The organism is Burkholderia territorii, from assembly GCF_001718335.1.
In the GTDB taxonomy this organism is placed as follows: Bacteria; Pseudomonadota; Gammaproteobacteria; order Burkholderiales; family Burkholderiaceae; genus Burkholderia; species Burkholderia territorii.
Window position 1 is genome coordinate 111462 of record NZ_CP013366.1, and the last position, 15710, is coordinate 127171.

Consider the following 15710-nt stretch of genomic DNA (forward strand, 5'->3'; position numbering starts at 1 on the left):
AGGAGACGTCAATGAAAATGAAGACCCTCGCACACGCGTGTCTCGCGGTCGCGACCGCAGCATTCACCGCGGGCGCCGCACACGCCGCGGACAGCGTGAAGATCGGCTTCATCACCGACATGTCGGGGCTGTACGCGGACATCGACGGGCAGGGCGGCCTCGAGGCGATCCGGATGGCGGTCGCCGACTTCGGCGGCAAGGTGCTCGGCAAGCCGATCGAGGTCGTCTATGCCGACCACCAGAACAAGGCGGACATCGCCGCGTCGAAGGCGCGCGAATGGATGGACCGCGGCGGGCTCGACCTGCTGGTCGGCGGCACGAACTCCGCGACCGCGCTGTCGATGAACCAGGTCGCGGCCGAGAAGAAGAAGGTCTACATCAACATCGGCGCGGGCGCCGACACGCTGACCAACGAGCAGTGCACGCCGTACACCGTGCACTACGCGTACGACACGATGGCGCTTGCGAAGGGCACCGGCTCGGCGGTGGTGAAGCAGGGCGGCAAGAGCTGGTTCTTCCTGACCGCCGACTACGCGTTCGGCAAGGCGCTCGAGAAGAATACGTCCGACGTCGTGAAGGCGAACGGCGGCCAGGTGCTGGGCACGGTGCGGCACCCGTTGTCGGCGTCGGATTTCTCGTCGTTCCTGCTGCAGGCGCAGTCGTCGAAGGCGCAGATCCTGGGCCTCGCGAACGCGGGCGGCGACACGATCAACTCGATCAAGGCCGCGAAGGAGTTCGGCATCACGAAGACGATGAAGATCGCCGCGCTGCTGATGTTCATCGACGACGTGCACAGCCTCGGCCTCGAGACGACGCAGGGCCTCGTGCTGACCGACAGCTGGTACTGGAACCGCGACGCGGCCTCGCGCCAGTGGGCGCAACGCTACTTCGGCAAGATGAAGAAGATGCCGTCGAGCCTGCAGGCGGCCGACTACTCGTCGGTGACGACCTACCTGAAGGCCGTGCAGGCGGCCGGCACGACCGACTCCGACAAGGTGATGGCCGAGCTGAAGAAGATGAAGATCAACGACTTCTACGCGAAGGGCTTCATCCGCCAGGACGGCAGCATGATTCACGACATGTACCTGATGGAAGTAAAGAAGCCGTCGGAATCGAAGGAGCCGTGGGACTACTACAAGGTGCTCGCGACGATTCCGGGCGACCAGGCATTCGGTACCAAGCAGGAGTCGCGCTGCGCGATGTGGAAGTAAGCGCGACATGGCGGCGCGCGGCGGCCGCGGCGACGTGCCCGCTGCGCCGCCCGTGCGCGCGACGGCTAGAACGTTGCGCGCGCAACGAAACTCATACTGACGGCTAAGTCGATGGAAATCTTTGGCATTCCGTTGCCGGCGATGCTGAGCCAGTTGCTGCTCGGGCTCGTCAACGGCTCGTTCTACGCGATCCTGAGCCTCGGGCTGGCGGTGATCTTCGGGCTGCTCAACGTGATCAACTTCGCGCACGGCGCGCTGTTCATGCTGGGCGCGATGCTCGCGTGGATGGGTCTGTCGTACTTCGCGTTGCCGTACTGGGCGATGCTCGTGCTCGCGCCGCTGATCGTCGGTGCGTTCGGAATCCTGATCGAGCGCTCGATGCTGCGCTGGCTGTACAAGCTCGATCACCTGTACGGGCTGCTGCTCACGTTCGGTCTCACGCTCGTCGTCGAAGGCGTGTTCCGCTCGATCTACGGGTCGTCGGGCCAGCCGTACGACGTGCCGTCGCAGCTCGCGGGCGCGACCAATCTCGGCTTCATGTTCCTGCCGAACTACCGCGCGTGGGTGGTCGTCGCGTCGCTCGCGGTGTGTCTCGCGACGTGGTTCGTGATCGAGAAGACGCGCCTGGGCGCCTATCTGCGCGCTGGCACCGAGAACCCGAAGCTCGTCGAGGCGTTCGGCGTGAACGTGCCGATGATGATCACGCTCACCTACGGCTTCGGCGTCGCGCTCGCCGCGTTCGCGGGCGTGCTCGCGGCGCCGGTAATCCAGGTGTCGCCGCTGATGGGGCAGCCGATGATTATCACCGTGTTCGCGGTGGTCGTGATCGGCGGGATGGGCTCGATCCTCGGCTCGATCATCACCGGGCTGCTGCTCGGCGTGATCGAGGGCTTCACGCGCGTGTTCTATCCGGAAGCATCGGCCACGGTCGTGTTCGTGATCATGGCGATCGTGCTGCTGATCCGCCCGGCGGGCCTGTTCGGCAAGGAAAAATGATGCAGAGAAAAGTGCTCTACGGCGCGCTGCTCGCCGCACTGCTCGTCGCGCCGTTCATCGGCGCGTATCCGGTGTTCGTGATGAAGGTGCTCACGTTCGCGTTGTTCGCGGCCGCGTTCAACCTGCTGATCGGCTATACGGGGCTGCTGTCGTTCGGCCATGCGATGTTCCTCGCGACCGCCGGCTACACGACCGGCTATGCGATCCAGACGCTCGGCTTCACGCCGGAGCTCGGCGTGCTCGCGGGCACGTTCGCCGCGACGCTGCTCGGGCTGGTCGTGGGCCTGTTCGCCATTCGCCGGCAGGGCATCTACTTCGCGATGATCACGCTCGCGTTCGCGCAGATGGTCTATTTCATCTACCTGCAGGCGCCGTTCACGCACGGCGAGGATGGCCTGCAGGGCGTGCCGCGCGGGCATTTGTTCGGGCTCGTCGACATGTCGAACGACGTCGCGCTCTACTACGTCGTGCTCGCGGTGATCGTCGCGGCCTGCGCGTTCATCGTGCGGATCGTGCATTCGCCGTTCGGCCAGGTGCTCGTCGCGATCAAGGAGAACGAGGCGCGCGCGATCTCGCTCGGCTACGACACCGACCGCTTCAAGCTGCTCGCGTTCATCCTGTCGGCCGGGCTCGCGGGCCTGGCGGGTTCGCTGAAGGTGCTGGTGCTCGGTTTCGAAACGCTGTCCGACGCGTACTGGACGATGTCGGGCCTCGTCGTGCTGATGACGCTCGTCGGCGGGATGGGCACGCTGTTCGGGCCGTTGCTCGGCGCGGCGCTGATCGTCGCGCTGGAGGACCGGCTCGGCGACATCGGCGAATGGCTCGCATCGGCGACCGGCATCGGCTGGTTCCACTCGCTGGGCGAGTCGGCGACGATCGTCACGGGCCTCATCTTCATCGCATGCGTGCTTGCGTTCCGGCGCGGGATCGTCGGCGAGATGGTCGCGCGGGTCAAGACGCTCAGGCCGTCCTGATCGCATGGCGGCGGCCGGTGCGGCGGGTTGATGCGAAGCACCATCCGCCGCGGCCGGGAACGGCGTTTCGATGGCCTCAGGCCGGTGCCGCGCGGCAACACTGGTGCCCCATTTTCGTGCGGCGATGCACCATAGGGGTAAATGCTAAGTTGTCGCAGGGTGAAAGGTCCTTTAATCTTCGTCTCAGTTCTGATGCACCGCGAAACGAATTTGCAGGTGGAGAACGAGGAGACAATCGAGGCACAAAGTGCCCGGACCCCAAAGCGCTGTTGGACGGAATCCAACAGCGCTTTTTCATTTGGTGCGCGAATTTCCGTTGCTGGTGCAACGAGTGAGTGCCGTCAGCATTCTGCGCCGCCTCAACCGCGCTTATCGCGTCTTCGCCGTTTTCATCCTTTCCGCTGGTCGATTGCCGCTGGCGCGCACGCGCGTGCATTGCCGTCCGGGCTTACCCGGTTGGCGTGCGTAAAAAGCGTCCGTTACACTCAGCTTTCGCCGACCGTGCGGTCGGGAAAACGGTCGGCAGTTCTCCTACAAGCAAAATGCAGAAGAGGGAGTGCGGTTGGATGAGAAGCGCGGGACGATGGATCGCGGTGCGAGAGGCGGCTGGCGCCGCTCGTGCGGAGTCGGGGATGCCCGCGTATGCGTCGGCGCTCACGAGCCGTCCTGCGGCCGGCATGCGCGTTCCGGTGCGGTTTGCCGGCACGACGGCGCCCACGGTCGTTGCGTCGGCATCCGGTCTCTCGTTCGCGTTCGCATGAACGGCCGATTTTTCGATCCCGCATTGCCCGCTTGCGGAGCCGAGCCCGGCCGGGCCGGCCGACCTGCCGGCGATCGTTGCGTCCGCATCGATCGCGTGTCGCGCAACGCCGCATTTCTCCGTTTCATTCATCCTGACGACATTGCCGCCGCGCATCGTGGCGGGCGTAGGGCCGTTTCGGCATGCGCCGCGACGCGCACGCGCGGTATCGCCGGGGCTGGATGGCGGCGCGGCGTTTCACGGGAAAACGAGCGTAGGCGCGGTACGGCGAGATAGTTAAATTATTAACTTGTTTGAGGACCGGGAGCCGCCCGAGCGACCCGCGGATTTTTCGAGCAGCGTTTGGAGACAACGTAAATGAAGATGAATCGATGGATGGAGGGTCTGCTTGCCGCGGGCCTCGTGTGCGCGGCGGCCACGGCGTCGGCGCAGGTGAAGATCGGTGTGACGCTGTCGGCCACCGGGCCGGCCGCCTCGCTCGGGATTCCGGAAAAGAACACGATCGCGCTGCTGCCGAAGGAAATCGCGGGCAAGAGCGTCCAGTACATCGTGCTCGACGATGCGTCCGACACGAGCCGCGCGGTGCAGAACGTGCGCAAGCTGATCGACGAGGATCACGTGGACGCGATCATCGGTTCGTCCGTCACGCCGAACTCGCTCGCGATGCTCGACCCGGTGTCGCAGGGCAAGACGCCGACGATCTCGCTCGCGGCGAGCGCGCAGATCATCTCGCCGATGGACGCGAAGCGCGCGTGGATGTTCAAGGTGCCGCAGAACGACCAGCTGATGGCCGATGCGATCGCCGGCTACATGGCCAAGCACGGCGTGAAGACGGTCGGCTTCATCGGCTTCGCCGATGCGTATGGCGACAGCTGGTACAAGACGTTCAGCGCGGCGGCGGAGAAGAACGGGCTGAAGCTCGTGTCGAACGAACGCTATAACCGCACCGACGCGTCGGTGATGGGGCAGGTGCTCAAGCTGATGGGCGCGAATCCCGATGCGGTGCTGATCGCCGGGTCCGGCACGCCGGCCGCGCTGCCTGCCAAGACGCTGAAGGAGCGTGGCTACAAGGGCAAGGTGTATCAGACGCACGGCGTCGCGAACAACGACTTCCTGCGCGTGTGCGGCAAGGATTGCGAAGGCGAGATCCTGCCGGCCGGCCCGGTGCTCGTGACCGACCAGCTGCCCGATTCGAATCCGGTGAAGAAGCCGGCGCTCGGCTACAAGGCCGCGTACGAGAAGGCGTACGGCGCGGGCTCGCTGTCGACCTTCGGCGGCCACGCGTGGGATGCGGGGCTGTTGCTGCAGCGTGCGATTCCCGAGGCGCTGAAGAAGGGCCAGCCGGGCACCGAGGCGTTCCGCGAGGCGCTGCGCGCGTCGCTCGAGAGCGTGAAGGACCTGCCCGTGTCGCATGGCGTGATCAACACGACGCCGACCGATCACAACGGCTTCGACACGCGTGCGCGCGTGATGGTGCAGATCGTCGACGGCAAGTGGAAGCTGCAGGCCGAGTAAGCACCACATGAAACCGGCGGGTGCGGCGCGAACGGCGCCGTGCCCGCCGTGGGCAGCGGCGCGGGCCTGCCGGGCCGTTCCGCTGCCGCATCGAATCACCGGGGCCCGCCGCGTCGCGCCCGACGCGCCGATCTTGCCGCGCGTGCGCCGCGGTCATTCCCGTCTTTCGTTTCTCCGCAGCATTCTCGACACACGAAACGTATGGATCTCTCGATTGCGGCGATCCTCGCGCAAGACGGCATCACGACCGGCGCCATTTATGCATTGCTGTCGCTGGCGCTCGTGCTGGTGTTTTCCGTCACGCGGGTGATCTTCATTCCCCAGGGCGAATTCGTCGCCTATGGTGCGCTCACGCTTGCGGCGTTGCAGGCGCAGAAATTCCCCGCCACCTGCTGGCTGCTGTTCGTGATGGGCATCGCATGCTTCCTGCTGGAAGTCGGCGGGTTGATCCGCCATCGCGAACGCCGTCATCAGCTCGGCCGCACGCTCGCCACGCTCGGCAGCCGCTACGTATTGCTGCCGCTCGCGGTGTTCGCGATCACGCGCAGCGTTGCCGCGCAGCCAATGCCGATGCTCGCGCAGATCGCGCTGACGCTCGCGATCGTCGTGCCGATGGGGCCGTTCGTCTACCGGCTCGTCTATCAGCCGATCGCCGAAGGCACGACGCTGCTGCTGCTGATCGTGTCCGTCGCCGTCCATTTCGCGATGGTTGGCCTCGGGCTGGTGATGTTCGGCGCCGAAGGCTCGCGCACCACCGGCTTCGCGGACACGTCGCTGTCGGTCGGCAGCATGACCGTGTCGGTACAGAGCATTCTGGTGGTCGTGACCGCGCTGGTGCTGATCGCTGCGCTGTACGTGTACTTCGGCCGCACGATCGCCGGCAAGGCGCTGCGCGCGACGTCGGTGAACCGGCTCGGCGCGCGGCTCGTCGGCATCGGCACGACCGAAGCGGGGCGCCTGGCGTTCACGCTGGCGGCCGGGCTCGGCGTGCTGTCCGGGATCCTCGTCGGTCCGCTGACGACGATCTATTACGACTCCGGCTTCCTGATCGGCCTGAAGGGTTTCGTCGGCGCGATCATCGGCGGGCTGGTCAGCTATCCCCTCGCGGCCGCCGGCTCGCTGCTGGTGGGCGTGCTCGAATCGTATTCGTCGTTCTGGGCGAGCGCGTACAAGGAAGTGATCGTGTTCACGCTGATCATCCCGGTGCTGCTGTGGCGCAGTTTCGCGACTCCGCACGCGGAAGAGGAAGAGGAGTAAAGCGATGAAGACGATCGTCCGCAACAAGACCTTCTGGGTGTTTCTCGTGGTGCTGTTCGCGCTGCCGGTGCTGCCCGGCGCGCTGCAGGTGCCCGAATACTGGATCACGCTGCTGAACTACATCGGCCTCTACGCGATCGTCGCGATCGGGCTCGTGCTGCTGACGGGCGTCGGCGGGATGACGAGCTTCGGACAGGCCGCGTTCGTCGGCATCGGCGCGTATGCGACCGCATTCCTGACGACGCGCTACGGTGTGTCGCCATGGCTCGCGCTGATCGTCGGCGTCGCGCTAACGGCGCTGGTCGCGCTCGTGCTCGGCGCGGTCACGATGCGCCTGTCCGGGCACTTCCTGCCGCTCGGCACGATCGCATGGGGCCTCGCGTTGTTCTACCTGTTCGGCAATCTCGAAGTGCTCGGCAAGTACGACGGGATCAACGGGATTCCGGCACTGAACCTGTTCGGCATCGAGCTCGGAAGCGGCCGCAGCCTGTACTTCCTGATCTGGGCCGTCGTGCTGGCCGCGATCGTGTCGGTGCAGAACCTGCTCAACAGCCGGCCGGGCCGCGCGATCCGCGCATTGCGCGGCGGCGGCGTGATGGCCGAGGCGATGGGCGTCAACACCGCGTGGATGCGTGTCGTGATCTTCGTTTACGCCGCCGTTCTGGCTGCGGTATCGGGCTTTCTGTACGCGCATCTGCAGCGCGCGGTGAACCCGACCCCGTTCGGCTTGAACCACGGCATCGAATTCCTGTTCATGGCCGTGGTCGGCGGCGTATCGCATGTGTGGGGCGCGGTGCTCGGGGCGGCGATCCTGACCGTGCTGCAGGATTATCTGCAGACGCTGTTGCCGAAGCTGCTCGGCTCGGAGGGCAACTTCGAGATCATCGTGTTCGGCGTGCTGATGGTGCTGCTGCTGCAGTACGCGCGCCAGGGCGTGTGGCCGTTCGTCGCGAAGCTGTTCCCGCGCGGGCCGCGCGCCCATGCGCCCGACCATGCCGACCCGCTGCCGCAGCGCGCGAAGCCGGTGGCGGGCGAGCCGCTGCTCGTCGTCGACAACGCGCGCAAGCAGTTCGGCGGGCTGGTGGCCGTCAACGATGTCAGCTTCGACGTGAAAGCGGGGCAGATCATCGGGCTGATCGGCCCGAACGGTGCCGGCAAGTCGACCACGTTCAACCTCGTGACCGGCGTGCTGCAGCCGACCGGTGGCACGATCACGTTCCGCGGCGAGCGAATTAACGGGCTCACGTCGCGCCAGATCGTCCGGCGCGGAATCGGCCGGACGTTCCAGCACGTGAAGCTGTTGCCGACGATGACGGTGCTCGAGAACGTCGCGATCGGCGCGCACCTGCGCGGCCATACGGGCGTGTGGCGCAGCATCGCGCGGCTCAACGCGCATGAGGAAGCGCAACTGCTGGCCGAGGCGGCACGGCAGATCCGCCGCGTCGGGCTGGAGACGCACATGTACGACGAAGCGGGCAGCCTCGCGCTCGGTCAGCAGCGGATTCTCGAAATCGCGCGCGCGCTGTGCTGCGATCCGACGCTGCTGCTGCTCGATGAACCGGCCGCCGGGCTGCGCTACCAGGAGAAGCAGCAGCTCGCGCAGCTGCTGCGGCGTCTGAAAGCGGAAGGTATGAGCGTGTTGCTCGTGGAACATGACATGGATTTCGTGATGAATCTCACCGACCGGCTGGTGGTGATGGAATTCGGCACGCGGATCGCGGAAGGACTGCCGCAGGACGTGCAGCAGGATCCTGCGGTGCTCGAAGCATATCTGGGCGGGGTGGAATGATGGCGGAGACGACGATGCCGATTCTCGACGTGCGCGGCCTGGCGGTGCGATACGGGAAGGTAGAGGCGCTGCACGGAGCGGCGATCAAGGTCGGCGCCGGGCAGATCGTCAGCGTGATCGGCCCGAACGGGGCCGGCAAATCGACGCTGCTGAACGCAATCATGGGCGCATTGCCGGTGACCGGGCATGCGTCGGGGGCCGTCGTATACCGCGGCAACGACGTGGGCGCGCTGCCGGTCGAACAGCGTGTCGCGCGCGGGATGTGCCTCGTACCGGAAAAGCGCGAGCTGTTCAGCACGATGACGGTCGAGGATAACCTCGTGCTGGGCGCGTATCGCCGCAAGCTGGCAGGCGAGTCGAATTTCCTCGACCAGCTCGACCACGTGTTTGAGCTGTTTCCGCGGCTCAAGGAGCGCCGCAAGCAGGCGGCCGGGACGCTGTCGGGAGGAGAGCGGCAAATGCTGGCGGTGGGCCGCGCGCTGATGGGCAAACCGGATCTGCTGATGCTCGACGAGCCCAGCCTCGGGCTGGCACCGCTGATCGTGAAGGAGATTTTTCATATCATCAGCGCGTTACGCGGCACAGGCGTCGCGACGCTGTTGATCGAGCAGAACGCTCGCGCGGCACTGCAGATCTCGGACTACGGCTATGTGTTGGAGACGGGAGAGTTCGCGCTGGAAGGGCCGGCGGCCGAACTGGCACAGAACCCGCGAGTGATCGAAACATACCTGGGGTTGGCGAAGAAAACGGCTTGATGGTTCGGGCGGTCGGCAGGGAACGGGCGGCGTGTTTCACGTGAAACACGCCGTTTTTGTTTTCCGAAAGAGGGCGATGCGTCGGTGAATCAGGCGTGGGGACAAGTGCCGGGGCAACAAGCGGAATCCCTGTGACGAGAGCGGCTGGTAAGTGACAGTGCTCGATGGACACGACCCAAACGGCACAGGGGATAAGCACAGGAAGCTCGATCGAAAATGCTGTGATGGTGCAAGCAATAGCTGCGCTGGCGAACCGCTGGCGGCTGCGCGATTGCGCACAGCCTGGCAGTGTGCGAGGTCGCGGCGGCGCCACCGAAGCACGTGACACCGCAAAGCTCGGCCGGTTGGCCGAAGAAATCGACCAAATGAACCGGCCCTACCATTCGGACGGCCTTCGGGTGAAAAGCGAACCCGCTATAATTCGGCCCATACATTTCTCAGATAGGTTCGTGCGCAGTCCTGCGCGCGGAATCCACCATGCTTTTTCCCACAGAATTTGACGTCATCGTCGTCGGTGGCGGGCACGCCGGCACGGAAGCCGCGTTGGCATCGGCCCGTATGGGTGCGAAGACGCTGCTGTTGACCCATAACATCGAAACGCTCGGCCAGATGAGCTGCAATCCGTCGATCGGCGGCATTGGCAAGGGCCATCTGGTCAAGGAAGTCGATGCGCTCGGCGGCGCGATGGCCGCCGCGACGGACGAGAGCGGTATTCAGTTCCGGATCCTCAACTCGTCGAAAGGCCCGGCCGTGCGTGCGACGCGTGCGCAGGCCGACCGCATCCTGTACAAGGCCGCAATCCGTCGCCGGCTCGAGAACCAGCCGAACCTGTGGTTGTTTCAGCAGGCCGTCGACGACCTGATGGTCGAAGGCGACCGCGTGGTCGGCGCCGTCACGCAGATCGGCATCCGCTTCCGCGCGCGGGCGGTCGTGCTGACGGCCGGTACGTTCCTCGACGGCAAGATCCACGTCGGCCTGAACAATTACACGGGCGGTCGCGCGGGCGATCCGGCCGCCGTGTCGCTGTCGGCTCGCCTGAAGGAGCTGAAGCTGCCGCAGGGCCGCCTGAAGACCGGTACGCCGCCGCGCATCGATGGCCGCTCGATCGACTTCTCGAAGCTGGACGAGCAGCCGGGTGACCTCGATCCGATCCCCGTGTTCTCGTTCCTGGGCCGTGCGGAGCAGCATCCGCAGCAGCTGCCGTGCTGGGTTACGCACACGAACGAGCGCACGCACGACATCATTCGCGGCGGCCTCGACCGTTCGCCGATGTATACAGGCGTGATCGAAGGCGTCGGCCCGCGTTATTGCCCGTCGATCGAGGACAAGATCCACCGGTTCGCATCGAAGGAATCGCATCAGATCTTCCTCGAGCCGGAAGGGCTGACGACCAACGAGTTCTACCCGAACGGGATTTCGACGAGCCTGCCGTTCGACGTGCAGCTCGAACTTGTGCACTCGATGCGCGGCCTCGAGAACGCGCACATCCTGCGTCCCGGCTACGCGATCGAATACGACTATTTCGACCCGCGCGCGCTGAAGGCGTCGCTCGAAACGAAGGCGATCAACGGGCTGTTCTTTGCGGGCCAGATCAACGGCACCACCGGCTACGAAGAAGCAGCCGCACAAGGGCTGCTGGCTGGTCTGAATGCAGGCCGCTACGTGCAGGAAAAGGACGCGTGGTGCCCGCGCCGCGACCAGGCCTACCTGGGCGTGCTGGTCGACGACCTCGTCACGCGTGGCGTGGCGGAGCCGTACCGGATGTTCACCAGCCGTGCCGAGTACCGTCTGAGCCTGCGTGAAGACAATGCGGACATGCGCCTGACCGAAATCGGCCGCGAACTGGGCCTCGTCGACGACGTGCGGTGGGACGCGTTCAGCCGGAAGCGCGACGCTGTTTCACGTGAAACCGAACGGCTGAAGTCGACGTGGGTCACGCCGAAGACGCTGCCGCCCGAAGAGGCGACCGCGTTGCTCGGCAAGCCGATCGATCACGAGTACAGCCTCGCCGAGCTGCTGCGCCGCCCGGGGATCAGCTACGACGGTGTGTGCGGGCTGAAGGGCGGCGAATGCGCGCCGGCAGAGGCGCTGGCCGACGATCCGGTGTTGCTCGAACAGATCAAGGAACAGGTCGAGATCGGCATCAAATATCAGGGCTATATCGAGCGTCAGGCCAGCGAGATCGAGCGCAACGATGCGAACGAGAACACGCGCCTGCCGGACGGTATCGACTATCGCGAGGTGCGCGGCCTGTCCTTCGAAGTGAGTCAGAAGCTCAACGAGTTCCGCCCGGAAACGATCGGGCAGGCATCGCGTATCTCGGGCGTCACGCCGGCTGCGATCTCGCTGCTGATGGTGCACCTGAAGCGGCGCGGCCTTGGTCGTCGTAACGGTACCGCAGCAGAGGTGGCGGAACAGGGGGGCGGCACCGTCCCGACGCAACAATGACGGCGCGTCGCGCGCCGGCGGTTAATCGGGACGTACTGGAACAGATGCTGGTCGATGGCGCAGCCGCGCTCGACATTGCATTGACGGATACACAACGCAACCAGCTGCTCGACTATGTCGCGCTGCTCGGCAAGTGGAACGCGGTCTACAACCTGACCGCGATCCGCGACCCGAAGCAGATGCTGATCCAGCACATTCTCGATTCGCTCTCCATCGTTCCGCATCTGCGCGGCCGTGCATCGGCGCGCGTGCTCGACGTGGGATCGGGCGGCGGGCTGCCCGGGATCGTGCTGGCGATCGTCCAGCCGGACTGGCAGGTCACGCTAAACGACATCGTGCACAAGAAGTCTGCGTTCCAGACGCAGATGCGCGCCGAGCTGAAGCTCGCGAATCTGTCTGTCGTCACCGGGCGTGTCGAATCGCTGCAGCCGGGTGTCGAAGTGCCGGAAAAGTTCGACATGATCGTATCCCGCGCTTTCGCGGATCTATCCGACTTCGTTAAACTTGCTCGACATCTCGTCGCGCCCGGCGGGTCGATCTGGGCAATGAAGGGTGTCCACCCGGACGACGAAATTGCACGCCTGCCGGAGGGCAGTCGCGTAAAGCAGACGATGCGGCTGGCTGTGCCGATGCTCGATGCCGAACGGCATCTGATCGAGGTCGCCGTCGACGAGGCGAATTGAAGGCGTGCGGTAGCGCGCCGTTTGTTTGAAGGTAAAGGGAACACACCAACGATGGCAAAGATCTTCTGCGTTGCGAACCAGAAGGGGGGCGTCGGCAAGACGACGACATCGGTCAATCTCGCCGCAAGCCTTGCAGCGCAGGAGCAACGTGTCCTGCTGATCGATCTCGACCCGCAGGGCAACGCGACGATGGGCAGCGGGATCGACAAGGCTGCCTGCGAGTCGACCGTGTACGAAGTGTTGGTCGACGGCGTATCGGTCACGGAGGCGCGCGTGCGTCCGGAAGGCGTCACGTACGACGTGCTGCCGGCCAACCGTGAACTGTCCGGTGCCGAGATCGAGCTGATCAGCATCGATAATCGCGAGCGACGGTTGAAGGCTGCGCTCGAACACGTGGCCGACGACTACGACTTCGTATTGATCGATTGCCCGCCGACACTGTCGCTGCTGACGCTGAACGGGCTGTGTGCGGCGCATGGCGTCGTGATCCCGATGCAATGCGAATACTTCGCGCTGGAAGGATTGTCCGATCTCGTCAATACGATCAAGCAGGTTCACGCGAACATGAATCGCGACCTGAAGATCATCGGCTTGCTGCGCGTGATGTTCGATCCGCGCATCACGCTGCAGCAGCAAGTCTCCGATCAACTGAAAGCGCACTTCGGCGACAAGGTGTTCGACGCGGTGATTCCGCGCAACGTGCGCTTGGCGGAAGCGCCGAGTTACGGGTTGCCGGGCGTCGTATTCGACCGTAACTCGCGTGGTGCGCAGGCGTATCTCCAGTTCGGTGCCGAGATGATCGATCGCGTGCGCGCGTTCGAGGTGTCGTGATCCGGACATGAGCGAAGCGAGGAAGAAAGACATGAACGCGGTACCAAAGAAGAAGGGCTTGGGACGTGGCCTCGAGGCGCTGCTCGGCGGCAGTGCGGACATCACCGAAGCGGTGAAGATCGAAGGCGCACCGAACACGCTCGCGCTCGGCAAGCTGCAGGCCGGCAAGTACCAGCCGCGCACGCGGATGGACGAAGGCAGTCTGCAGGAGCTGGCGGCCAGCATTCGCGCACAAGGCGTGATGCAGCCGATCCTGGTACGACCTATTTCGTCTGACAAATACGAAATCATCGCGGGTGAGCGGCGTTTCCGCGCGGCGCGACTGGCCGGCCTCGAAGAAGTGCCGGTGCTCGTGAAGGACGTGTCCGACCAGGCCGCCGCCGCGATGGCGCTGATCGAGAACATTCAGCGCGAGGATCTGAATCCGCTGGAAGAGGCGCACGGTATCCAGCGCCTGCTCGACGAGTTCGGTTTCACGCACGAGCAGGCAGCCGAATCGGTCGGCCGCTCGCGCAGTGCGGTATCGAACCTGCTGCGTTTGCTGAACCTCGCAGCGCCGGTGCAGACGATGCTGCTGGCCGGCGATCTCGACATGGGTCATGCGCGCGCGCTGCTTGCGGTCGATGCCGCGACGCAGATCACGCTCGCGCACCAGGTCGTCAACAAGCGCATGTCGGTGCGCGAGACCGAGAAGCTGGTCGCGCATACGACGAAGGAAGCGCCGGCGGTGAAGGCGCGCGCGAAGGACGACGGCGGCCGCGACACGCGCCGTCTCGAGGAAGAGCTGTCCGACCTGCTCGCATCGAATGTGAAGATCAAGCTCGGCCGCCGTGGGCGAGGGCAGGTGATGATCGACTTCGGTAACCTCGATGCGCTCGAGGGCATTCTTGCGCGCTTGCGCGGCAACGTCGCGACCGAAGAATAACGAGGCGCGACCGATGGAAAACACGGGCGCGCCGGCGCCGCGCCGGTGGCTTGGCTGGCTTTTGCAGGAGCCCGTACTGACGGTGCTGGCGCTTGCGCTGATTGTTCTTCAATGGTTGCGTCCACAACCAATTGCCGCGCTGACGGCTCTCGTCGACTGGCAGACCGTCGCGACGCTCGCCGGACTGCTGATGCTGACCAAGGCACTCGAACTGTCCGGATGCCTGATGTGGCTCGCGCATCGCATCGTGCATCACGTGCATTCCGAGCGCGGGCTTGCGATGCTGCTCGTCGTGTTCGCGGCGGCACTCGCGATGTGGCTCACCAACGATGTCGCGCTGTTCGTCGTCGTGCCGCTGATGGTATCGCTGCGCACGTTGACGCCGTTGCCGTTCCGGCGGCTCGTGATCGTCGTCGCGCTGGCCGTCAATGCGGGCTCCGTCGCGACGCCGCTCGGCAATCCCCAGAACCTGTTCCTGTGGCAATTGAGCGGCGTGTCGTTCGGCCGCTTCGTCGTCGCGCTCGGGCCGCTTGCACTGGCGTTGATGGCGCTGCTTCTCGTGCTGACGGCGTGCGCGTTTCGCGCGAAGCCGCTGGATCTGTCGGGAGACGTCGAGACCGTTCCCGTACAGCGTCTGCATGCGCTGCTCGCGGCGGTGTTGTTCGGTGCGTTCGTGCTGCTCGCCGACGCACATAATCCCTTGCCGGGCCTGGTGGGCGTGGTGATCGCGCTGCTGGTGGCGAGGCGTGACGCAGTCCTGAAGATCGACTGGCTGCTGCTGCTGATTTTCGTGCTGATGTTCGTCGTGCTGCGCAGCGCGGCCGCGCTGCCGGTCGTCCACGATGCGATCGCGCGAACCCATCTCGATTCACCGCTGCGTGTGTTCGCGGCGGGCGCGATTGTGTCACAGGGAATCAGCAACGTGCCGGCGGCGATTCTGCTGTCGGAATTCACGCACGACTGGCGGGCGCTCGCGTTCGGCGTATCGGTGGGCGGCTTCGGCTTCGCGATCGGTTCGCTCGCGAACCTGATCGCGGTGCGACTCGCGAAGGAGCCGCGCATGTGGCTGCCGTTTCACCTCGTGTCGATTCCGTTCGCGCTGGTGAGCGCGGCGTTGGGCGCGTGGCTGCTCGTTCACGGCTGAGCGATGCGTACTGCAAGCCTCGCGACGGGCGCGCACAGCGTTCCTGCTCGTTGTGAGTTCGGGCCTGTTGATAAGTGTTGCGCCACCACAGTCGCTCGACTGTGGTGGCGCAACAACTGATTGCACGCGTCGGCGCGCTCGGTTCGAGCGTATTTCCCCGTATCGCGCCAGCCGCGATGGTCACAGCATTTCCCTTGGTCATGCATTGCGGCGCCGGGGCATTTCGCATGATCGCGTCACAGCAGAATTCCTGTCGCGATCGCGCCGCGCCGGTGGCACCCGCACCAGACGTCGCGCTCATGTCGCTGGGTCGGCACCGCACGTTTTCGGGCAGGAAATACCGGTGCAAAAAACCGACCTTACAACTGTCATCGTACGTCGTCGCTGCGCGCGTTTTTCACATGATGAGGCGTCGTTTTACG

At 65.0% G+C, this 15710-nt stretch carries 12 protein-coding genes; all 12 read left to right on the top strand.

Annotated features, from left to right (window positions below):
* The first annotated feature begins 11 nt into the window (after positions 1 to 11).
* The 12 genes from WS51_RS11265 (at position 12) to WS51_RS11320 (ending at position 15288) form a co-directional block, all read left to right on the top strand.
* A complete protein-coding gene (locus WS51_RS11265) occupies positions 12 to 1211 on the top strand; it encodes an ABC transporter substrate-binding protein (RefSeq protein ID WP_059452556.1) in 1200 nt (399 codons plus the stop codon).
* A 111-nt stretch (positions 1212 to 1322) separates the two neighbouring features.
* Positions 1323 to 2207: a branched-chain amino acid ABC transporter permease gene (locus tag WS51_RS11270; RefSeq protein ID WP_059465975.1), complete on the top strand. Its 885-nt coding sequence runs from the start codon at positions 1323 to 1325 to the stop codon at positions 2205 to 2207.
* Complete coding sequence (locus WS51_RS11275) at positions 2207 to 3181, top strand: branched-chain amino acid ABC transporter permease (protein WP_069229967.1); 975 nt, start codon at positions 2207 to 2209, stop codon at positions 3179 to 3181. The genes WS51_RS11270 and WS51_RS11275 overlap by 1 nt, the downstream gene beginning before the upstream one ends.
* A gap of 1117 nt (positions 3182 to 4298) precedes the next feature.
* The gene (locus tag WS51_RS11280) at positions 4299 to 5456 is read left to right on the top strand and encodes an ABC transporter substrate-binding protein (RefSeq protein ID WP_059452559.1); all 1158 of its coding nucleotides are present in this window, start codon (positions 4299 to 4301) and stop codon (positions 5454 to 5456) included.
* A 201-nt stretch (positions 5457 to 5657) separates the two neighbouring features.
* A complete protein-coding gene (locus WS51_RS11285) occupies positions 5658 to 6713 on the top strand; it encodes a branched-chain amino acid ABC transporter permease (protein ID WP_059452560.1) in 1056 nt (351 codons plus the stop codon).
* Positions 6714 to 6717: 4 nt separating this feature from the next.
* Complete coding sequence (locus tag WS51_RS11290; RefSeq protein ID WP_060022185.1) at positions 6718 to 8502, top strand: branched-chain amino acid ABC transporter ATP-binding protein/permease; 1785 nt, start codon at positions 6718 to 6720, stop codon at positions 8500 to 8502.
* Positions 8502 to 9257: an ABC transporter ATP-binding protein gene (locus tag WS51_RS11295; protein ID WP_059505592.1), complete on the top strand. Its 756-nt coding sequence runs from the start codon at positions 8502 to 8504 to the stop codon at positions 9255 to 9257. Before WS51_RS11290 ends, WS51_RS11295 begins: the two co-directional genes overlap by 1 nt.
* 477 nt (positions 9258 to 9734) lie before the next feature.
* Complete coding sequence (gene mnmG, locus WS51_RS11300; protein ID WP_060128256.1) at positions 9735 to 11705, top strand: tRNA uridine-5-carboxymethylaminomethyl(34) synthesis enzyme MnmG; 1971 nt, start codon at positions 9735 to 9737, stop codon at positions 11703 to 11705.
* Positions 11702 to 12388, top strand: a complete 687-nt coding sequence (gene rsmG / locus WS51_RS11305) for a 16S rRNA (guanine(527)-N(7))-methyltransferase RsmG (protein WP_069229213.1) — start codon at positions 11702 to 11704, stop codon at positions 12386 to 12388. The genes mnmG and rsmG overlap by 4 nt, the downstream gene beginning before the upstream one ends.
* A 51-nt stretch (positions 12389 to 12439) precedes the next feature.
* A complete protein-coding gene (locus WS51_RS11310) occupies positions 12440 to 13219 on the top strand; it encodes a ParA family protein (RefSeq protein ID WP_069229214.1) in 780 nt (259 codons plus the stop codon).
* A gap of 31 nt (positions 13220 to 13250) precedes the next feature.
* On the top strand, positions 13251 to 14144 hold the full coding sequence (locus WS51_RS11315; RefSeq protein WP_059452566.1) for a ParB/RepB/Spo0J family partition protein: 894 nt from the start codon (positions 13251 to 13253) through the stop codon (positions 14142 to 14144).
* Between the two features lie 13 nt (positions 14145 to 14157).
* Positions 14158 to 15288 (top strand): SLC13 family permease, encoded by a 1131-nt coding sequence (locus WS51_RS11320; RefSeq protein ID WP_059546379.1) that lies wholly within the window; start codon positions 14158 to 14160, stop codon positions 15286 to 15288.
* The last annotated feature ends 422 nt before the right edge of the window (positions 15289 to 15710 follow it).